The sequence below is a fragment of the Microbacter sp. GSS18 genome, assembly GCA_029319145.1.
GTDB lineage: Bacteria > Actinomycetota > Actinomycetes > Actinomycetales > Microbacteriaceae > Microbacterium.
Genome location: CP119753.1, coordinates 491,094 through 510,320, shown reverse-complemented (window position 1 = coordinate 510,320; position 19,227 = coordinate 491,094). Strand labels below are relative to the sequence as shown.

General features: G+C 71.8%; 18 protein-coding genes. 8 read left to right on the top strand and 10 right to left on the bottom strand.

Going from position 1 to position 19,227, the window contains the following annotated elements; translation table 11 throughout:
• The first annotated feature begins 99 nt into the window (after positions 1–99).
• From P0L94_02365 to P0L94_02355, 3 genes are all read left to right on the top strand, one after another.
• Positions 100–702, top strand: coding sequence for a hypothetical protein (locus P0L94_02365; GenBank protein WES64926.1), 603 nt, complete (start codon positions 100–102; stop codon positions 700–702).
• 207 nt (positions 703–909) lie between these two features.
• Complete coding sequence (locus P0L94_02360; protein ID WES64925.1) at positions 910–1,764, top strand: hypothetical protein; 855 nt, start codon at positions 910–912, stop codon at positions 1,762–1,764.
• A gap of 24 nt (positions 1,765–1,788) precedes the next feature.
• Positions 1,789–2,373 (top strand): hypothetical protein, encoded by a 585-nt coding sequence (locus P0L94_02355; protein WES64924.1) that lies wholly within the window; start codon positions 1,789–1,791, stop codon positions 2,371–2,373.
• A gap of 135 nt (positions 2,374–2,508) precedes the next feature.
• On the opposite strand, the gene pth is transcribed toward P0L94_02355, so the two are convergent.
• Positions 2,509–3,093, bottom strand: a complete 585-nt coding sequence (gene pth, locus P0L94_02350) for an aminoacyl-tRNA hydrolase (protein ID WES64923.1) — start codon at positions 3,091–3,093, stop codon at positions 2,509–2,511.
• A 96-nt stretch (positions 3,094–3,189) separates the two neighbouring features.
• A complete protein-coding gene (locus P0L94_02345; GenBank protein WES64922.1) occupies positions 3,190–3,810 on the bottom strand; it encodes a 50S ribosomal protein L25/general stress protein Ctc in 621 nt (206 codons plus the stop codon).
• A 247-nt stretch (positions 3,811–4,057) separates the two neighbouring features.
• Between P0L94_02345 and P0L94_02340 the strand changes: the two genes are divergently transcribed.
• From P0L94_02340 to P0L94_02330, 3 genes are all read left to right on the top strand, one after another.
• Positions 4,058–4,180 carry a hypothetical protein gene (locus P0L94_02340; GenBank protein ID WES64921.1) on the top strand — a complete coding sequence of 41 codons (123 nt, stop codon included), beginning with the start codon at positions 4,058–4,060 and terminating at the stop codon, positions 4,178–4,180.
• A 124-nt stretch (positions 4,181–4,304) separates the two neighbouring features.
• A complete protein-coding gene (gndA, locus tag P0L94_02335; GenBank protein WES64920.1) occupies positions 4,305–5,753 on the top strand; it encodes an NADP-dependent phosphogluconate dehydrogenase in 1,449 nt (482 codons plus the stop codon).
• Positions 5,754–5,794: 41 nt separating this feature from the next.
• On the top strand, positions 5,795–6,211 hold the full coding sequence (locus P0L94_02330; GenBank protein WES64919.1) for a VanZ family protein: 417 nt from the start codon (positions 5,795–5,797) through the stop codon (positions 6,209–6,211).
• An 81-nt stretch (positions 6,212–6,292) separates the two neighbouring features.
• Here P0L94_02330 and P0L94_02325 read toward each other — a convergent pair whose 3' ends face one another.
• A complete protein-coding gene (locus P0L94_02325; GenBank protein WES64918.1) occupies positions 6,293–7,015 on the bottom strand; it encodes an ABC transporter ATP-binding protein in 723 nt (240 codons plus the stop codon).
• Positions 7,016–7,064: 49 nt separating this feature from the next.
• A complete protein-coding gene (locus P0L94_02320) occupies positions 7,065–8,537 on the bottom strand; it encodes an ABC transporter permease (protein WES64917.1) in 1,473 nt (490 codons plus the stop codon).
• A gap of 175 nt (positions 8,538–8,712) precedes the next feature.
• Between P0L94_02320 and P0L94_02315 the strand changes: the two genes are divergently transcribed.
• Both P0L94_02315 and P0L94_02310 read left to right on the top strand, forming a co-directional pair.
• Positions 8,713–9,447 (top strand): response regulator transcription factor, encoded by a 735-nt coding sequence (locus tag P0L94_02315; GenBank protein ID WES64916.1) that lies wholly within the window; start codon positions 8,713–8,715, stop codon positions 9,445–9,447.
• Positions 9,444–11,006 (top strand): HAMP domain-containing sensor histidine kinase, encoded by a 1,563-nt coding sequence (locus tag P0L94_02310; GenBank protein ID WES64915.1) that lies wholly within the window; start codon positions 9,444–9,446, stop codon positions 11,004–11,006. The genes P0L94_02315 and P0L94_02310 overlap by 4 nt, the downstream gene beginning before the upstream one ends.
• On the opposite strand, the gene P0L94_02305 is transcribed toward P0L94_02310, so the two are convergent.
• From P0L94_02305 to glmU, 6 genes are all read right to left on the bottom strand, one after another.
• A complete protein-coding gene (locus P0L94_02305) occupies positions 11,000–12,565 on the bottom strand; it encodes an FAD-dependent oxidoreductase (GenBank protein WES64914.1) in 1,566 nt (521 codons plus the stop codon). The two genes, P0L94_02310 and P0L94_02305, sit on opposite strands and share 7 nt — an antisense overlap.
• A 44-nt stretch (positions 12,566–12,609) precedes the next feature.
• Positions 12,610–13,467 (bottom strand): FAD:protein FMN transferase, encoded by an 858-nt coding sequence (locus P0L94_02300; protein ID WES64913.1) that lies wholly within the window; start codon positions 13,465–13,467, stop codon positions 12,610–12,612.
• A 3-nt stretch (positions 13,468–13,470) separates the two neighbouring features.
• Positions 13,471–13,953, bottom strand: a complete 483-nt coding sequence (locus P0L94_02295) for a hypothetical protein (GenBank protein ID WES64912.1) — start codon at positions 13,951–13,953, stop codon at positions 13,471–13,473.
• A 75-nt stretch (positions 13,954–14,028) separates the two neighbouring features.
• Positions 14,029–16,725: an HAD-IC family P-type ATPase gene (locus P0L94_02290; protein ID WES64911.1), complete on the bottom strand. Its 2,697-nt coding sequence runs from the start codon at positions 16,723–16,725 to the stop codon at positions 14,029–14,031.
• Between the two features lie 22 nt (positions 16,726–16,747).
• Complete coding sequence (locus P0L94_02285; protein ID WES64910.1) at positions 16,748–17,782, bottom strand: ribose-phosphate diphosphokinase; 1,035 nt, start codon at positions 17,780–17,782, stop codon at positions 16,748–16,750.
• The gene (gene glmU / locus P0L94_02280; protein WES64909.1) at positions 17,757–19,226 is read right to left on the bottom strand and encodes a bifunctional UDP-N-acetylglucosamine diphosphorylase/glucosamine-1-phosphate N-acetyltransferase GlmU; all 1,470 of its coding nucleotides are present in this window, start codon (positions 19,224–19,226) and stop codon (positions 17,757–17,759) included. Before glmU ends, P0L94_02285 begins: the two co-directional genes overlap by 26 nt.
• Between the last annotated feature and the right edge of the window lies 1 nt (position 19,227).

Genomic DNA, 19,227 nt, shown 5'->3' with positions numbered 1-19,227 from the left:
TACGGCGCACGCAACCCGCACGCCCACTCGGCGGACGCACCGCCGGCACGGCGTGCCGACGCGTCCTCGCGCGTGCGCCGCCCTCCTATGATGAGGGTCGTGACCGACCCCGCGCAGCCCTCGTCGCCTCCGCCCGGCTGGACGCCGCCGGCCGCGCCCCCGTTCGGCGGCCCGGTCGGTCCCGCCGCGGGCCCGCCCGCACCCCAGCCGGGACAGCCGGGTCGGCCGCCGTACGGTCCTCCCTCCGGCCCGCCGGGCGCACGCTATGCGCCGCCCGTGTACGGCGGATCGCCCGCGAAGCCGCCGGGCGTGCCGCGCCGGTCGCCCGTCGTCGGCGTCGTCGCGCTGATCGCGGGCCTGGTCGCGACGCTCGGCGCCTCCATGGCGGGCGCGATCGCCGCGTACCGCATCGGATTCGGCACCGGCACGGCGATGCTGACGCAGCCGTTCGCGGGCGACTTCGACTGGTCGCTGCTCTCTCCTGTGCGCGACGCCGTGCTCATGGGCGAGGTGTCGTTCTGGATCGGCACCGCACTGGGGATCTGGGCGCTCGTCCAGGGGGCGGTCGCGATCGTCCGCGGCACCGGACGCGGCTTCGGGATCGCCGCCGTGCTGGTGGCGGCCCTCGGACCCATCGCGTTCTTCACCGCGGTGCAGATAGCGCTCGCGTTCGGGCGGGCGACGAGCGGTTTCACGGGCTGAGCCCGGCCGTCGCAGCGGCGCCCGCGACGTCATCCATCGGGTGGGAGAACGTCGCCCCGGACATGCCTGTCCGGAGGGACCTTCGACCTTCCGATGCGTCTGCCCTGAAGCGTGGACTGGGTACAGAAACATCCAGGAGACGGCGCGGTCTCCGCCCGTAGCAACACCTACTCGAACCCGCGTCGTCCGATCCGAAGGAGATTGGACATGAACACCACAGCACGCGGATGGGCCCGCATGGGACTCTCGCTGGTCGCAGCAGGAGTCGCCGCCCTGATGGTCGCCTCACCCGCCTTCGCAGCGAAGGGCGGCGAACCTGGGGCCCCGTCCGGCGAGACCTTGGGCAACAACCTTTCGATCCCCGCGATCTTCGTCGGGGACATGACCGCAGCGCCCGCTCTGCGCATCCCCTGCGCCGAGGCGGCGGCGGCGGTCGCCCCGACCGGCCCGCAATCCACCGTCTACCCCGGCTACTACCTGCAGAAGACGGAAGCCATCTGGAGCGCGACATGCTCGACCGCCACGGGCGACGTCCACGTCCTCGCGGACTGGGGCGACAACCTCACCAACGATGAGGTGGGCGTCAAGGCCGGCAAGACCATCCGTGTCGAGATGGCGCTGATGGACAACAGCGGCACCTCGACGACCGGGTACTCGGTCGTCAAGCTGGAACCCGAGATGCTCGACCGGCTGTCGCCCTACGGCACCCTGGGCAACCCCGAGGCGATGACCGCCCGCGCATGGGACAGCGGAGCGCGCCTGGAGATCAAGACCGCCGACGGCGTGACGATCTACGAAGCCGCGGCGACCGCCGAGATCAACTCGACCGGCGGCGTGGTCTACGGCTACAACTGGGGCCAGAAGGGAGCCTTCCCGCCCCCCGGTGACTACGTGATCACGTTCACCGTGTCGGGAGGCACCACGTTCGACGGGACGATCGACACCACTGACCGCGCCGACGCGTCGGGCCAGACCGCGACCCTCGCCGTGACGCTGCTCCCCAAGAGCGGCGGTGCGGGTAATTCGGGCAACTCCGGCAACCACGGCAACCCGAACAAGTGAGCCACGCCCGAACGGAGCAGTGACATGAAGAGGAAGCTCCCCGCCGTCGCCGCGGCCCTGGCGCTCGCGGTGACGGCGCTGATCGCCCCGACCTCGGCGGCGCTCGCCGCGGACCACGAAGGCGGGATGTGCGCCGGCCCGAGCACGATGAGCATGGGCGTCAACGCCCACGCGAACGGCGCGGGCACGGACGTCCCGAAGTACATCCTCAACGTCTCGACCGACGAGTACGGCACCGAGTCCGGTGCCCTCGTCCTCGGTCAGGGCGGCGATCGCCTGCAGGTGACCGACTGGTGCCGGGTGTGGATGCACATCCCCGGCGAGAGCGGTCCGGGTGAGGAAGGCCTCGCGGAGGGCGGCGCGACCGTCGCCCACGCAGCCGGATTCACCTGGCAGGGTGATGGCACGCACGTGCTCGTGCGCACCGACGTCCGCGAGACCGGAAACGGCATGTCCTTCCGGGTGCGGTACCGCGCATGGCCGCCGGGAGGCGACCACGAGTCGCTCGAGGCGACGATGGAGGAAGAGGAGGGCTGGACGAAAGTTCCCGTCGAGGGGTGGTATCCCCTCACACAGCTGATCGTCCACGCGCCCGTCACCGCGGGGTGACCTGCGGCGACGCACACGAATAGAAGGCGGTCGCGCGGGAGGCGCGGCCGCCTTCGCTGTGTCCGAGGTCCCTGCACGTCGCGGGGATGAGACGTCGCGGGGATGAGACGTCGCGGGGATGAGACGTCGCGGCCCTCAGGCGCGCGGCGCGTGGTGCTTCTGCTGCGCGGCGAGCAGCCCCTCGTCGACGAGCTTCTCGACCGCGTCGGCTGCGTCCGACAGCAGGATCGGCAGGTTCTGACGCTCCGCGCCCCCGAACGGGTCGAGCACCCAGTCCGCGGCGTCCTGACGACCCGGCGGACGCCCGATGCCGACGCGCACGCGGGGGAAGTCCGGCGTGCCGAGCGCCTTGGCGACGTCCCGTACGCCGTTGTGGCCGCCGTGACCGCCGCCGGTCTTCAGCTTGATCGTGTCGAACGGGATGTCCAGCTCGTCGTGGACGATCACGACCTGCTCGGGCTCCACGCCGTAGAACCGGGCGAGGTTCGCCACCGGCCCGCCCGAGACGTTCATGAACGAATTCGGCTTGGCGAGGATCATCTTCGCGCCGCCCGGGCGCAGCCACGTCTCGGCCACGCGCGCGTTCGCCTTGTGCGCGCGGAAGGACTCGCCGCGTCGCGAGGCGATCTCGTCGAGCACCATCTGCCCGACGTTGTGCCGCGTCGCCTCATAACGCGGACCGGGGTTCCCCAGTCCGACGACCAGCCATGTCTGCGCCATGACGTCATTCTCCTCGGTTCGCGCGGCGCACGACGGCGTCGCAAGACGAAGCGAGGGGGCGCGGCATCCGCACCCCCTCGCTGAAAGTCCGTCCGATTACTCGGCGGCGGCCTCCTCGGCCTCCGCCACCGGAGCCTCGGCCTCGACCTCCTCGGTCTCCTCGGCGGCGGCCGCGGCCGGGGTCGAGATGGCGACGACCAGCAGGTCGGGCTCGGCGAGCAGGGTCGCGCCCTTCGGGAGCTTCAGCTCGCCGGCGGTGATGTGCGCGCCCTCCTCCAGGCCCTCGACGTCGACCTCGACGTGCTCGGGGATGTGCGTCGCCTCGACCTCGAGCGAGATCGTCGTGGCGTCGAGGTTGACGATCGTCCCGGCGAAGGGCTCGCCCACGACGGTCACGGGGACCTCGACGTGGACCTTCTCGCCCTTCTTGACCACCAGCAGGTCGATGTGCTCGATGACCTGGTGCACCGGGTCCTTCTGAACGTCCTTGACCAGCGCGAGCTGCTCCTTGCCATCGATGACCAGCTCGAGCAGCGCGTTGGCCCGGCGGATGAGCAGGGCGGTCTGGTGACCGGGCAGCGCGATGTGCACGGGGTCGGTGCCGTGACCGTAGATGACGGCGGGGATCTGACCTGCCGCACGCAGACGGCGGGCGAAGCCCTTGCCGAAGCTGGTGCGGACCTCAGCGGTGACCTTGGTGTCGACGTCCTGGGACATTGTGTTCTCCTCACGGGCATGCGGGCCCGTATTCCGACGGGCCCGGGGCCCGGATATTCATGGTCTGGATTCGACTCGAACGCGAGCGCGTGAGGAAGCCGTGAGCCTGCACACCCCCGTCGATCACGGATGCCGCCGCCGGCCGTCGGGCCGGCGCGGCGCATCCCTCGCCGAAGTACAGTCGCTCAGTCTACCAGCGAGACCGCTACGATGAGGAACGCCCTGCTACCGCCGACGGAGGATCTCCATGGAATACGGCTTCTTCTCGCACGTCCTGCTCTGGACCATCGGTGTCATCTCGGTCCTCGGAGTCGTCGGGACGGCGGCCGCGTTCTGGTCGATGGGCCGCCAGGCGTACCGCAAGGACTGATCCTCCCCGCGTCGCCGCCGGGACCTCACGGCCGCGACAGCGCGATGTGAGCAGGCCGCCACATCGGCGTCACACGAACGCGCCAGACTCTAGGCTGGAAGCGATCGGATGACAGGAGTTCTACGTGACCGAGGCAGCAGCGAACATCGGTGTGGTGGGTCTTGCGGTGATGGGGTCCAACCTCGCCCGCAATCTCGCCAGCCGTGAGGGCAACACCGTGGCGGTCTACAACCGCAGCCGTTCCAAGACGGACGAGCTGGTGGCAGACCACCCCGAGGCGGAGTTCGTCCCCGCGTTCTCGTACGAGGAGTTCGCGGCGTCGCTGACGGTGCCGCGCACCGCGGTGATCATGGTCAAGGCGGGCCGCGCGACGGATGCCGTCATCGACGCGCTCGTGGAGGTCTTCGAGCCGGGCGACATCATCGTCGACGGCGGCAACGCGCTGTTCAGCGACACGATCCGCCGCGAGAAGGCGGTCCGCGAGACCGGCATCAACTTCGTCGGCATGGGCGTCTCCGGCGGCGAGGAGGGCGCCCTCCTCGGGCCATCGCTCATGCCCGGCGGCTCGGACGAGTCCTGGGTCACCCTCGGCCCGATCCTCCGCTCGATCGCGGCGATCGCCGAGGGCGAGCCGTGCGTGACCCACATCGGCCACGACGGTGCCGGGCACTTCGTGAAGATGGTGCACAACGGCATCGAGTACGCCGACATGCAGCTGATCGCCGAGGCGTACGACCTGATCCGCCGTGGCACCGGCAAGACCCCGGCCGAGATCGCCGACGTGTTCGCCGAGTGGAACCGCGGCGAGCTGGACTCGTACCTGATCGAGATCACCTCCGAGGTGCTCCGCCAGATCGACGCCGACACCGGCAAGCCCCTCGTGGACGTGATCCTCGATCAGGCCGGTGCCAAGGGCACGGGCGCCTGGACGGTGCAGACCGCCCTCTCGCTGGGCGTCCCGGTCTCGGGCATCGCCGAGGCCACCTTCGCCCGGTCGCTGTCGAGCCACCCCGAGCAGCGCGCCGTGTCGCGCGACCTTCCCGGCCCCGTCGAAGGCCTGACCGTGGAGGACGCCGACGCGTTCATCGAGCAGGTGCGTCTGGCGCTGTACGCGTCGAAGATCGTCGCCTACAGCCAGGGCTTCGACGAGATCCGCGCCGGCGCCGCCGAGTACGGCTGGTCGATCGACCTCGGCGCGGTTTCAAAGATCTGGCGCGGCGGATGCATCATCCGCGCCCAGTTCCTCAACCGCATCGCCGACGCCTACGACGAGACCGCCGACCTTCCGGTGCTGCTGACCGCGCCGTACTTCGTCGAGGCCCTCGGCCGTGCACAGGACGCGTGGCGGCACATCGTGCAGCAGGCCGCCGCGGCCGGCATCCCCGCGCCGGCGTTCTCGTCGTCGCTGGCGTACTACGACGGCCTGCGCGCCGAGCGCCTGCCCGCGGCCCTCATCCAGGGCCAGCGCGACTTCTTCGGCGCCCACACCTACAAGCGCATCGACAAGGACGGCACCTTCCACACCCTGTGGTCGGCAGACCGCACCGAGGTCGAAGCGGAAGACACGCACTGACCACCGGTCTGCGATCGGTCCGTGGCCGCGGTGGCACCCTGGTGCTCGCCGCGGCCACGGCCGTCTACGTCGCGGTCGTGGCGTCGCTGACGCTCGGCCCGCAGCCCGAGGCGGCCGGCGGCGGTCTCGAGGCGATCGCGGCGTGGCTGGGCCGGTTCTCGGTGACCGCGTGGGTCACGTTCCCGGTGCTCGAGTTCGCCGCGAACGTCGTGCTGTTCCTGCCGGCGGGGGTTATCTGGGTGCTGTGGGCGGGCGGGCGCCGCTGGTGGCTGGCGGCGCTGGCCGGCCTCGCCCTGAGCACCGGCATCGAACTCACCCAGGCAGTGGCGCTCGCGGACCGCGTGCCCGACGCGCGCGACCTCGTCGCCAACACGCTCGGGGCGCTCGCCGGCGCGGGGGCCGTCGCAGGGACGGCCGCGCGGGCCGCATCACCGCGGGCGGCCGAAGCCACCCGCTGATCGCGCGCACAGGCACGAGCGCGCGCCGCGGCATCCGTCCCTTGCACGTCCGGATGCCGCGGCGCGGCACTTCGCCCCCGGTCAGATCTCGGTGACGACGCCCTTCGCCAGCCGCACCCGGCGCCCCGCGCGCTTGGCGACGGCGGAGTCGTGCGTGACGACGATCAGCGTGAGACCCTCGGCGTTCAGAGTCTGCAGAACCGCAAGGATCTCGTCGCGCATGCTCTCATCGAGATTGCCGGTGGGTTCGTCGGCCAGCAGCACGCGCGGGCGCTTGACGATCGCGCGTGCGATAGCGACGCGCTGCTGCTGCCCGCCCGACAGCTCGCCCGGCCGGTGGTCGCCGCGATCGGCCAGGCCGACGTGCGCGAGCGCCTCGGTGACGCGCGCGGTCCTCTCGGCGCTGCGCAGCCCCAGCGGCTCGAGCGCCATGTCGACATTCTCGTGGGCGGTGAGGGTGGGGATGAGGTTGAAGCCCTGGAACACGAACCCGATCTCATGGGCGCGCAGCCGCTGGAGGTCGGCGCCCGAGGCCGTCGCGAGATCATGGCCCGCGACCCGGACCTCTCCGGAGGTGGGTCGGTCCAGCGCGCCCAGCAGCTGCAGGAGCGTCGACTTGCCGCCGCCGGTGGGGCCCTGGATGGTGAGGAAGTCGCCGGGGCGGATCTCGAGATCCACTCCGGTGAGTGCCTTCACGACGCGATTCTTCTGCTGGTAGGTGCGGGTGACGCCCGCGAGCCGGATGATCGGCTCCGGGGTTTCCGTGGCCGGATTCTGCACGGCCGGTTCGGTGACGGTGGTCATGGCGTGTCCTCTCGTGTCGATGCGTGGATGTCGGTGTGCGGGCAGGGGGTCACGACACTGAGCGCAGCGCCTCGGCGGGGGCGAGGCGCGCTGCGCGCCAGCCGCCGAACACGCCCGCGACGAGGCCGCCGAGCACGGCGATGCCGACCGCCGCCGCGACCACGGAGATCGTGATGGGCGCGTTCAGGACGATGTCCGCGGTCTGTGTCGCGAACTGGCCGCTGCCGAAGCCGCCGGGCACGCCCTGCCCGCCGGGACCGGCCTGCGCCGTGGCCTCGGGTGCCGCCGAGATGGTCGGCGAGATGATGTTGATCACCACGATGCCGGCGAGGCCGACGACGAGGCCGATCGCACCGCCGATGAGGCCCTGCACCATCGACTCGCCCGCGACCTGGCCGACGACGCGGCCGTTCTTCCAGCCGATCGCCTTCAGCGTGCCGAATTCCCGGGTGCGGCGCGTGACCCCCGAGATCGTGAACAGCACCGCGAGCACGAGAGCCACGGCCAGCACGATGACCGACAGCCACGTGCCGAGGTTCGTGATGAGCGCCGAGGCGCTGGACAGCGACCCCGACACGGTCGAGGCGAGGTCCGACTGCGAGCTGACCTCGGCGTCGGGGAGCTCGTCCTGCACGGCGCTCTGCACTGCCGCGATGGAATCGGCGGAGTCTGCCTGCACGTACACGGTCGACACGACATCACCCACGCCCGCGAGCTCCTGCGCGACGTCCAGCGGAAGGTACACGTCGGCCGCGGTGTCGGCCGAGGATGACGACGAGACGATCCCGATGATCTCCATGTCGGCGCCGCCCACCTCGATGGTGTCGCCGACGGCGAGCTCCTCGGTGGTGGCGTAGGTCGCATCCACGACCGCGATGTCCTCGCCCGCGTCCGCGGACGTCAGGGCGGTGCCATCGTCGAGGGTGACCGCCGAGAGCGGCCCGACGCCGAGGGCATCGAGATCGACGCCCAGCACGCTGAACGAGTTCACATCGAACGAACCTCCACCGAAGCCACCGCCCTGGGCATCGTCCGCCGGCGCCCCGCCCCCGGGCATCTGGCCGCCCTCGGCCGCGCTCGAATCGTCGGTGGGACGCTCGGGCAGCTCGCCGGAGAAGGTCGAGTTCGTCAGGCTCAGCGCGCCGGCCGCGGCCGCGACACCGTCCACGCCGGCGACCGTGTCGACCGTCGTCCCCTCGAGAGTCGAGCGCATGCGCTCGGTCTGCAGCCGCGACTGGCTGAGCGAGGTCGTGCCGTCGTCGTCGGTCGAGCCGCCCTCCTCGTCGAACTCGAAGCTCGGTCCGCCGCCGCCCTCACCAGGCTCGGCCGCGGCGCCGGTGACGGTCAGGTCGGTGCCGACGCCGTACACCGACTCCAGCGCCTGGGCCTGCGCGTCGCGCACGCCCGCCGACAGCGAGTTCACGATGATCACGAGCGCGATCGCGAGCGCGAGGCCCGCCGCGACGATGACCGTCTGCTTCGTGCGACCGGCCAGTTCCCGCCGCAGATAGGTCCAGTACATGGGTCTCCTCCTGACCGGCCCGGATCGGCCCGTCTCCGCGAGAAGGCTAGGAATCGCGGTCAAGCGCGGCACATGAGCACGCTATGAATCCCTGATGATCGCTCGCGCCCGCTTTCACAGCAGGCGCATAGGCTACGCCATAGGAAAGGCATAGGAACGGGTACACAATGGGTCCATGACCGCAGCCAACACCGCCCCCGACCTCAAGCGCCTGGACGGGAACCCACCCCGGGTCCTCGTCGTCGACGACGAGCAGATGCTCACCGACCTGCTGTCGATGGCCCTGCGCATGGAGGGGTGGCAGGTGCGCACCGCGGCCTCGGGATTCGAAGCGCTGCAGGCGGCCCGCGAATTCGCGCCCGACGCGCTCGTCCTCGACATCATGATGCCCGACCTCGACGGCATGGCCGTGCTGCAGCGCCTGCGGCAGGCCGGCGACGACGTCCCCGTGCTCTTCCTCACCGCCAAGGACTCCGTGGGCGACCGCGTGGCCGGCCTCACCGCCGGCGGCGACGACTACGTCACCAAGCCCTTCAGCCTCGAGGAGGTCGTCGCGCGGCTGCGGGGCCTCATGCGCCGCGCGGGCACCGCGCAGGTCGCCGGAGCCGAGCCGATCCTGCGCGTGGGCGACCTGTCGCTGAACGAGGACAGCCACGAGGTCGAGCGCGGCGGCGACCAGATCGAGCTGACCGCGACCGAGTTCGAGTTGCTGAGATTCCTCCTGCGCAACCAGCGCCGTGTGGTCTCGAAGGCCCAGATCCTCGACCGCGTCTGGAACTACGACTTCGGCGGGCGCTCGAGCGTCGTCGAACTCTACATCTCATACCTGCGCAAGAAGATCGACGCCGGCCGCGAGCCGCTCATCCACACCGTGCGCGGCGTCGGCTACATGATCAAGGCACCTCAGTGACCGAGTCCCCCGGCACGGGCCCCACGGCGACCCGGACACCCCGGCCGTCGCGGTGGAGTCTGCAGTCCCGGCTCATGGTGACCGTCATCGGCATGGTCGCCCTGATCCTCGCGCTGGTCGCGATCGCCACCAGCGCGCTGCTGGGCAACATCCTCGACACGAACCTCAACGCACGCCTCGTCGCCGCGGGCAACTCGCTGCGCGGCGGGCCGACGGCCGCCGACGTGCTCGACGCGGGACGCCAGCCCCAGGGATTCCTGTTCGTCATGCAGAACAGCGAGGGACTCTCCGGCGCGTACGTCGCCAGCGACGGAGTCGTCGTCGCGCTCACCGACGGACAGCTCGAGGACCTCGTCGCCCAGATCGAGCACCCGGGGAGTGCGACCGTCGACGTCGACGATCTCGGGCGCTACCGCGTCATCGTCGACAGCTCGCCCGGCGGCAACGCCGCGCTCGTCGGGCTGCCCACGAGCGATGTCAGCTCGACGCTCGGCCAGATCCTCACCACGGTCGCGCTGGTGACCGCCGGCGGGCTTCTGCTGCTCGGGATCGCGATCGCGATCGTGATCCGCGCGAGCCTGCGGCCTCTGCGGGCCGTCGCCGACACCGCCACGCGCGTCGCCGCCGTGCCAATGGTCGAGGGTGACGTCACGATCAGCGAGCGCGTGCCCGGCGCCTACACCGACGACCGCACCGAGATCGGCCAGGTGGGTTCGGCCCTGAACACGCTGCTCGACCATGTCGACGAGTCCCTGTCGGCCCGGCAGCGCAACGAGGAGCTCATGCGGCGTTTCGTCGCCGACGCGAGCCACGAGCTGCGCACCCCGCTCGCGTCGATCCGCGGCTACTCCGAGCTGTCGCTGCGCGCCCTCCGGCGCGGCGCCACTCCCGAGGTCGCCGAGACCACCGAGTCGGCGCTCGAGCGCATTCAGACCCAGTCCCTGCGGATGACGACCCTCGTGGAGGATCTGCTGCTGCTGGCGCGCCTGGACGAGGGGCAGGAGCTCGTCTTCGGCAGCGTCGACCTCACGGCACTCGCGGTGGAGTCCGTCGCCGACGCGCAGGTGGCCGGTCCCGGACACCGGTGGCTGATCGACGTGGAGGATCGCCCCGTCGTCGTCGCCGGCGACACCGCGCGCCTGCACCAGGTCGTGGCGAACCTTCTGGCGAACGCCCGCACGCACACCCCCGAGGGGACGAGCGTGACCGTGAGCGTGCGCCACGAACGGGACGACGCGGTGATCGCCGTCCACGACGACGGCCCGGGCATCGACGACGCCATCAAGGACGACCTGTTCGTGCGCTTCACGAGAGCCGACCGCTCGCGCGCCCGCAAGACGGGCGGCACCGGCCTCGGGCTCTCGATCGCGCGCGCGATCGTCGAGGCCCACGGCGGCACGATCGTCGCCGAGAGCGGACCGGGCGACACCACCTTCACCGTGCGGCTGCCGGCCGCGCGACCGGACGATCCCGCACCGGCCGATGACGTACCCGTCACCGCCGTGCTCGAGCCCGAGGCGGTCGCGCCCGAACGCGAGCACGGGAAGAGCGCTCAGTAGCCCGAGAACGCGTCCGTCGTGATGGAGCGCGCCCGCTCGAGCGCCGGGGAGAGCTCGGCGATGAGTCCGGGAGGCCCCGAGATGTACGCGTGGCGGGCCGCGATGTCGGGGACGACCTGCAGCAGGCCGTCCGCGTCCAGCCGCACGCCCCGCGCCCACTGCCAGTGCGGGGGAAGAGCCTGCGGCTCGGTGCGGGTGAACACGACCACCCGGATGCCGGACGCCTCGATCTCGTCGCGGTAGACCAGCTCCTCGGGTTCGGAGGCGACGTAGACGAGGACGATGTCCCGGTCCTCGCCCGCGAGCCGGGCGTGACGCAGCTGCGACACGAACGGCGTGACGCCGATGCCGGCGGCGACCATGAGCACCGGCGCTCCCGCCCGCGTGGGCAGCAGGAAGTCGCCCCACACGCCCGTGACAGCCAGCGCGGTGCCCTCGGTGACCTGCGCTAGCGCCTTCTTGTACGAACTGAGAGGCGCTCTGCTCGTCGATTCGCGGAACGCCACCGAGACCAGCGGCAGGTCCTCGGGCGCCGAGGCGATGCTGAACTCCCGCCGGGTGCCGCGCGCGTCGGGGTGCCGATGCGGCACATCGAGCTCGAGGTACTGCCCGGGCGTGAAGGCGAAGCGGCGACGGGCCCGGAAGGTCAGGCGGCGCACGGTCGGGGACAGCTCGTCGCGCTCCACCAGGGTCAGCCGCACCGCCGTGCGGACCGCGAACGCGAAGGCGACCAGGTTTCCGATCAGCAGCGCCCGCTCCTGCCCGAGGCTGATCGCCCCGACCGGGATCGGCCAGCCCGCGAGCACGCCGACGACCGCGGCCACCGTCAGCTGCTGCCAGCGGCGAGGCGGCAGGGTCAGGGGCTCCGAGAGCATGAACGCGCCGAGGAACAGGAACGGCCCCGACCACAGCAGGGGCCAGAGGATGTCGGCGAGGCCGATCTCGACGCCCGCGGCCTGGTACTGCGCCGAGGTCCGCAGCACGCCCACGCCGATCGCGATCACCACGAACACCGCGACCACGCGGATCTTCTCGGTGCGCCACAGCACCGCCAGGCCGAGCACGATGACCGGAGCGGCCATCGCGGGGGTTCCCACCCACCATGACGAGCCGCCGAGCGCCGGGAACACCGCGCCCAGCAGCGTCAGGACGGTGGCGCCGACGGCCGCCGGGTTGAAGATGTGGCGGCCGCGCCACGCGAGCACGTACTTCGACAGCGACGCCACGGCGGCGCCGATGGCGATCCCCGCCAGGGCGAGCGGGTCCAGCGACGGGCGCAGCACGAACAGCAGGATCGACGCGGTGATGATCGACGACTCGATGTGCAGGTTCAGGTGCAGGACGCGGTGCGCCGCGACGTCCACGGCGACGCACACCGCCGCGAGGACCGCGGCGGTCGCGACGAGCTCGAGGGGGCCGGGGGCCACCAGATCGAACAGCGACAGCACGAACGCGATGACGGTGAGCGATGTCAGCGACAGGAAGACGAGCCGGTACATCGACACGCGGCCGAGCAGGCCGAACACGCGGGTCCAGGCGGCCGTCAGCGAACTCAGCACGCGTACTCCGGGGCGAGGGCGAGGGCAGCGGTCACCCGTCCACGCTATCGCGCCGTGAACAGCTCGGCATCGCAGCCGGGCGACCACTCGACGCGCCCGTCGGTCAGCATGCGCACCCACGCGACACCCCAGCGGGCCGCCAGGCCGGGGCCGCCGTCGAAGAACAGCGCCGTGGCCGCCGCGTCGGCATGCATGGCGTCCGGCGCCAAGGCCCACGTCGCCGCGATCGTCCGCACCGGCTCCCCCGTGCGCGCATCGAGGACGTGGTGCAGCCCCGCGCCCCACGCACGCCGGTTGACCGCCGATGCGCACAGCGCGGCATCCGTCACCGTCCACACCCCGATCGCGCGGCGCGGATCGTACGGGTGCTCCAGTCCGATCCGCTCGGAGCCGCCGCGCACCGCGATGTCGCCGCTGGCGTCGACGGTCGCGGCGCCCCGCTCGGGCGGGAGTGCCGCGAGCACGAGATCGACCAGGCGCCCCTTGCCGAGCGCGCCGACGTCGATCAGCGCGGGCGGATCGACCTCGAGCATTCCGCCGACGATCCGGACCGAGGCCTGCGGGGGCGCGGCGCGCGCGCCGCGATCGACGAGGGAGAGGGATCGGTCGTATCCGCGCGACTCGAGCGACTCCCCCACGAGCGGGTCCACCGCGCCGTGGGTCGCGGCACCGAGTTCGGCGTACGCGGCGAGCATCGCTTCGGCGTCGCGGGGCGCGGGGACCCCGGCCGCGCCGCGGGCCAGCGCCGACACGGCCGAATCCTCGCGGAACCGCGACCATGCGCGATCGAAGTCCGTCACGAGCGTCGTGACGCGCGCGCGGTCATCGGCCGTCAGCGGGACCGCCGTGTCGATCGACCACGGCACGCCGATCGCATCGAACCGCCAGGCCCCGCCGGCCACGGCTCAGCTCGCCGCTTCGGCCTTGATCGCGTCGATGGCCTCGTTGAACCCCTGGCTGGTCAGCGACGAGCCGGCCACGCGCGACACCGAGATCTCATCGATGTCCTGGCCGACGACCTCGGCGGAGATCCCGCCGATGAACTCGCCCTGATAGCGCTCCGTCTCGGCGGTCTGCGGGTCACCGCTGACCTCGACGGCCGTGATCACGTCCGCCTCGAGGGTGACCGTGACCGACACCGACTCCACCGTCTCGGGGGTCAGGTACGTCCCCTCGGCGGTGTACGTGCCGTCGGCGTACGCGCCGCTGCCGGCGTCGGCGGCATCGGTCGTCGCGCCGTCCGAGGTCGTGCCGCCCGACGTGCCGGCGTCGGGCTCGGCGGCCGTCTCGGTGCCGGCGCCGCAGCCGGCGAGCAGGAGGACGCCGGCCGCGCCGGCGATCGCGGCGCCCAGGCGGACGGGTCGCGGAGACAGGGTGAGCGGGGACATCGTGCTCCTCGGCTGGGTCGCGGGCTCTGACCCCCAACGCTAGCGGGGACGCGGGCAGTCCACGCGCGCCCGGGCCTATGAATCCGCCGCGAACCGGCGCCGAACCCACTTCATGCCCTCGATCACGAGGAACACGCCGACCGACAGCACGACGGGAGCCAGCCACGAGGCCGGGGCCAGAGGCCGCGACCCGAACAGGTCGTTCATGAACGGCAGGTAGGTGTAGCCCAGCTGCAGCACGATCAGGGCGAGCGCGGACCACCACACCACGGGATTGCCGGTGAGCACGTCGCGCGTGAGGCTCGACCGATCGAGGAAGCGGCTGTTGAACAGGAACGCGAGCTGCCCGAGGGCGAGCATCGTGATGGCCTCGGTGCGCGCGTAGTCAAGCGTGGCCCCGTACGCCAGGGCGCCGTAGAAGACCCCGAGGCTCGCCCCGCCGATGACGACGGACACCAGCAGCACGAATCCCAGCTCGCCGCCCGAGATGATCGAACGCCTCGGCGCGCGCGGCGGTCGGCGCATGATGCCGCGTTCGACGGGCTCATACGCCAGCGCGAGGGTCAGCGTGATCGCCACGACCATGTTGATCCACAGCACCTGGACCGGCGTCAGCGGCAGCGCGAGCCCGAACACGACCGCGAAGAGGATCACGAGGGACTGCGCGCCGTTGGTCGGGAGGATGAAGACGATCGACTTGCGCAGATTGTCGTAGATGCGCCGGCCCTCGCGGATGGCCGAGCGGATGGTGGCGAAGTTGTCGTCGGCGAGGACGATCTCGGCGGCCTCCTTCGTCGCCTCCGTGCCCTTGATGCCCATCGCGACACCCACGTCCGCGCGCGTGAGCGCCGGGGCGTCGTTGACGCCGTCACCGGTCATCGCCACGACCTCGTCGTGCGACTGCAGCGCGCGGACGATGCGGATCTTGTGCTCGGGGCTCGTGCGCGCGTAGACGTCGACGTCGCGCACGAGCGCCTGCAGCTGGTCCTGGCTGAGCGCCTCGAGCTCCGACCCGGTGAGGACGCGCGGCTCGTCGTCGGCGACGATGCCCATCTCCCGCGCGATCGCCACCGCGGTGCCCGCGTGGTCGCCCGTGATCATCTTCACCCGGACGCCCGCGGTATGGCAGTCGTCGATCGCCGTGATCGCCTCGGGCCTGGGCGGGTCCACGATGCCCCAGACGCCGAGGAACTCCAGGTCGTCGACGTCGTCCATGTCCACGGCGGCGGTCCCGGGCCCGACCTGGCGGCGGGCGGCGGCGAGCACGCGCAGACCCTCGCCGGAGAGCTCGTCGACGATCCGCATCCACCGGTCCGGGTCGACCGCCTCGGGGCCGTCGTCGCCGCGCTGCGACGTGCTGCGCGCGAGCAGGCGGTCGGGGGCGCCCTTGACGAGCACGGCGCGCGCGCCGTCGGCGCTCGCATTGAGGGTCGCCATGAACTTGTGCTCGGAGTCGAACGGCAGCACCGCGACGCGGCGGCTCCCGTCCGACGAGACGCCGCCCTTGGCGGCGACGACCTTGAGGGCGCCCTCCGTCGGCTCGCCGACGAGACGGTGGTGCTCGCCCTCGAGCACGATGTGCGCGTCGTTGCAGAGCGTCCCGACCGCGAGCACCGCGGCGACGTCCGGCCCGGGGACGGCGCCGTCCGTGCCGGTGATCGCACCGGACGGCGCGTAGCCGAGGCCGGTGACCTCGTAGCCGCCGAGCGGGGTGACGATGCGGCGGACGGTCATCTCGTTCTTCGTCAGCGTGCCGGTCTTGTCCGAGCACACCGTCGTCACCGCGCCCAGGGTCTCGACGGCCGTCAGCTTGCGGGTGATGGCCTTGCGGCGCGCCATCTGCTGCACGCCGATCGCGAGGGTGATCGTGACCAGCGCCGGCAGCCCCTCGGGGATGGCCGCGACGGCGAAGCCGATCGCCGCGGAAACGAGGTCGTCGAACGGCATCGCATGGATGAACCGGCCGACCGCCATCATGAGCACGGCCATGCCGAGGATCACGAGCGTGAGCACCTTGGCGAACGCGTCCAGCTGGCGCGTGAGCGGCGTCGCGAGCGACCCCGCTCCCGAGACGAGCGACTGGATGCGCCCGATCTCGGTGAACGCCCCCGTGGCGGTGACGATGCCGCGCGCCTGGCCCGACGCGACGATCGTCCCGGAGAAGGCCATCGAGCGGCGATCGCCGACGCCCGCGTCGACCTCGACCGCCTCGACGTCCTTGGCGGACGGCACCGACTCCCCCGTCAGCGCCGCCTCGTCGATGCGCAGCCGGTGCGCTTCGAACAGGCGCACATCCGCGGGGACCTTGTCGCCGGGGGCCAGTCGGACGACGTCGCCCGGCACGAGCTCGTCGGCCGGGACCGACCGCCACGCGCCGTCGCGTCGCACGGACGCGTCGGGCGAGAGCATGTCACGGATGCCGGCGAGCGCGCGCTCCGCTCGCCCCTCCTGCAGGAAGCCCACGAGCGCGTTGATGACCGTCACCCCGATGATGACCCAGAAGTCCAGCCAGTCCGCCATCAGCGCCTTGATCGCCGCGGCGGCGAGCAGGATGTAGATGAGCGTGTCGTTGAAGTGGGCGAGGAACCGCAGCACGGCGGGCCTGCGCGGCGCCTCGGGAAGCTGGTTGGGACCGGCGATCGCGATGCGGCGCCCGGCCTCGGCGGTGGTCAGGCCTGCGAGATCGGTGTCGAGTGCGCCGGCGACGTCGACGGCGGGGGTGGCGTGGGGTCGTGCGACGGTCAGTTCGGCTTCGGTGATCTGCTCGGGCATCCCGCTCCCTCGGTCGGCGGCGCTAGGCGGCGCCGTCGAACATGCTCGTGACCGATCCGTCCTGGAACACCTCGTGGATGGCCCGGGCCAGCAGCGGCGCGATCGGCAGCACCGTCAGCGACGGGAACCGCTTCTCGTCGGGCAGCGGGACCGAGTCGGTGACGACGACGTCGTCGATCGCCTCGCTCTGCAGGCGGTCGGTGGCCGGTGCGCTGAAGACGGCGTGCGTGGCGGCCACGATGACCTTCTGCGCGCCGTTGGCCTTGAGCGCTTCGGCGGCCTTGACGATGGTGCCGCCGGTGTCGATCATGTCGTCCACGAGCAGGCACACGCGGCCCTCGACCTCGCCGACGATCTCGTTGACGGTGACCTGGTTGGCGACGTTCGGGTCCCGCCGCTTGTGGATGATCGCCAGCGGTGCCCCGAGGCTGTCCGACCACGTGTCGGCGACCCGCACGCGGCCGGTGTCGGGCGAGACGACCGTCAGCTTCTCGCGGTCGGCGTCCGACAGCGTGCGCTCGAAGTACTCCAGCAGCACGGGCTTCGCGAACAGGTGGTCGACGGGGCCGTCGAAGAAGCCCTGGATCTGCGCCGCGTGGAGGTCGACGCTCATGACGCGGTCTGCGCCCGCCGTCTTCAGCAGGTCGGCGACCAGGCGCGCGCTGATCGGCTCGCGGCCGCGGCCCTTCTTGTCCTGACGCGAGTACGGGAAGTACGGGGCCACGACCGTGATGCGCTTGGCCGACGCGCGCTTGGCGGCGTCGAGCATGATCAGCAGCTCCATGATCCACTCGTTCACCGGCGGGCCGAACGTCTGGACCAGGAACATGTCGCAGCCGCGGATGGACACCTGGAAGCGCGTCAGGATCTCGCCGGAGGCGAAGGTGCGGTACTCGGTCGGCACGAGCTGCGTGCCGAGCTCCGCGGCGACCTCGGCCGCCAGCCCCGGGTGCGAGCGACCGGCAGCGACGACGAGTCGCTTCTTGGTCTTCGCGACGAGCCCGGGGGCGATGTCGTTCGCCTGGTCGAGATCAACCTTCTTGTTCTTGCGCGCCATCGTCCGCCTTCTGTGCGGACCGGGCCGCAGCGGCCGCCTGCGCCGCCGGAGTGCCCGGTCTGTTCTTCTCGACCCATCCCTCGACGTTGCGCTGGGGGGCCACGGTCAGTGCCAGGGCACCGGCGGGGACATCCTTGCGGATGACCGCCCCCGCCCCGGTCTTCGCGCCGTCTCCGATCCTAACGGGAGCGACGAAGACGTTGTGGGATCCGGAATGCACCTCGTCGCCGATCTCGGTGCGGTGCTTGGTCAGATCGTCGTAGTTGGCGGTGATGGCGCCGGCGCCGAGGTTCACGCCGCGGCCGATGTCGGTGTCGCCGACGTACGACAGGTGGGGGACCTTGCTGCCCGCGCCGATCGTGGAGTTCTTCGTCTCCACGAACGTGCCGATCTTGCCGTCCGCGCCCAGCCGGGTTCCCGCGCGCAGGTACGACCACGGACCGACCGTGGCGCCCGCGCCGATGACGGCGAGCGTGGCGTCGGTGCGCTTGACCGTGGCGCCCTCGCCGACCTCGCAGTCGACCAGGGTCGTGTCGGGGCCGATCACGGCGCCGGTCGCGACGGCCGTGGCGCCGAGGACGTGGGTGTTCGGCAGCACGGTGACATCGGGCGCGAGGGTGGCGTCGACGTCGATCCACGTCGTGGCGGGATCGACGATCGTCGCCCCCGCCAGCTGCCAGGCCCGCACCGTGCGCGCGTTGAGGATCCGCCCCGCCTCCGACAGCTGGACGCGGTCGTTCACGCCCAGCGCCGCGGCGGCGTCGGGGGCGCGCTCCGCCGCCACCGCCCGGCCGGCGGTCCGCAGCAGCCCGATGACGTCGGTGAGGTACTTCTCGCCCTGGGCGTTGTCGGTGCCGACCCGGACGAGCTGCTCGCGCAGCTCCGGGGCGCGGAAGACGTACACACCCGCGTTGATCTCGCCGATCGCGGCCTCGTCGGCGGTGGCGTCCTTCTGCTCCACGATGCGCGCGACGGCACCGCCGGCGTCCCGCACGACACGCCCGTAGCCCGTCGCGTCGTCGAGGACCGCGCTCAGCAGCGTCGCCGCGGCGTCCGCTGCGCGGTGCTGCGCCACCAGCGCCGAGAGCGTGTCGGCCTCCAGCAGCGGCACATCGCCGCTGAGGACCAGGATGTCGCCGCTGAAGTCGCCGATCGCCTCGAGGGCGACCTCGACCGCGCGGCCGGTCCCGGGGATGTCGTCCTGGTCAACCACGACCGCGCCGGGCGCCGCGGCGGCGATGGCGGCGGCCACCCGATCGCGCTCATGCCGGACGACGGCGACGACGCGCGCGGGCGCCAGCGCGTCCGCCGTGCCGAGCACGTGGCCGACGAGCTCGCGACCGCCGATGCGGTGGAGCACCTTCGGCAGCGAGGACTTCATCCGCGTGCCGGCGCCTGCGGCGAGGACGATGACGGCGAGGCCGGTGTCGGTGGTGTCGCTCATG

Excerpts from the sequence above, each read along its gene's own strand:
- P0L94_02360 (WES64925.1), top strand. The coding sequence starts at position 910 with ATGAACACCACAGCACGCGGATGGGCCCGCATGGGACTCTCGCTGGTC.
- P0L94_02355 (WES64924.1), top strand. The coding sequence starts at position 1,789 with ATGAAGAGGAAGCTCCCCGCCGTCGCCGCGGCCCTGGCGCTCGCGGTG.
- pth (WES64923.1), bottom strand. The coding sequence starts at position 3,093 with ATGGCGCAGACATGGCTGGTCGTCGGACTGGGGAACCCCGGTCCGCGT.
- P0L94_02345 (WES64922.1), bottom strand. The coding sequence starts at position 3,810 with ATGTCCCAGGACGTCGACACCAAGGTCACCGCTGAGGTCCGCACCAGC.
- P0L94_02340 (WES64921.1), top strand. The coding sequence starts at position 4,058 with ATGGAATACGGCTTCTTCTCGCACGTCCTGCTCTGGACCATCGGTGTC.
- P0L94_02325 (WES64918.1), bottom strand. The coding sequence starts at position 7,015 with ATGACCACCGTCACCGAACCGGCCGTGCAGAATCCGGCCACGGAAACC.
- P0L94_02320 (WES64917.1), bottom strand. The coding sequence starts at position 8,537 with ATGTACTGGACCTATCTGCGGCGGGAACTGGCCGGTCGCACGAAGCAG.
- P0L94_02315 (WES64916.1), top strand. The coding sequence starts at position 8,713 with ATGACCGCAGCCAACACCGCCCCCGACCTCAAGCGCCTGGACGGGAAC.
- P0L94_02295 (WES64912.1), bottom strand. The coding sequence starts at position 13,953 with ATGTCCCCGCTCACCCTGTCTCCGCGACCCGTCCGCCTGGGCGCCGCG.
- P0L94_02290 (WES64911.1), bottom strand. The coding sequence starts at position 16,725 with ATGCCCGAGCAGATCACCGAAGCCGAACTGACCGTCGCACGACCCCAC.
- P0L94_02285 (WES64910.1), bottom strand. The coding sequence starts at position 17,782 with ATGGCGCGCAAGAACAAGAAGGTTGATCTCGACCAGGCGAACGACATC.
- glmU (WES64909.1), bottom strand. The coding sequence starts at position 19,226 with ATGAGCGACACCACCGACACCGGCCTCGCCGTCATCGTCCTCGCCGCA.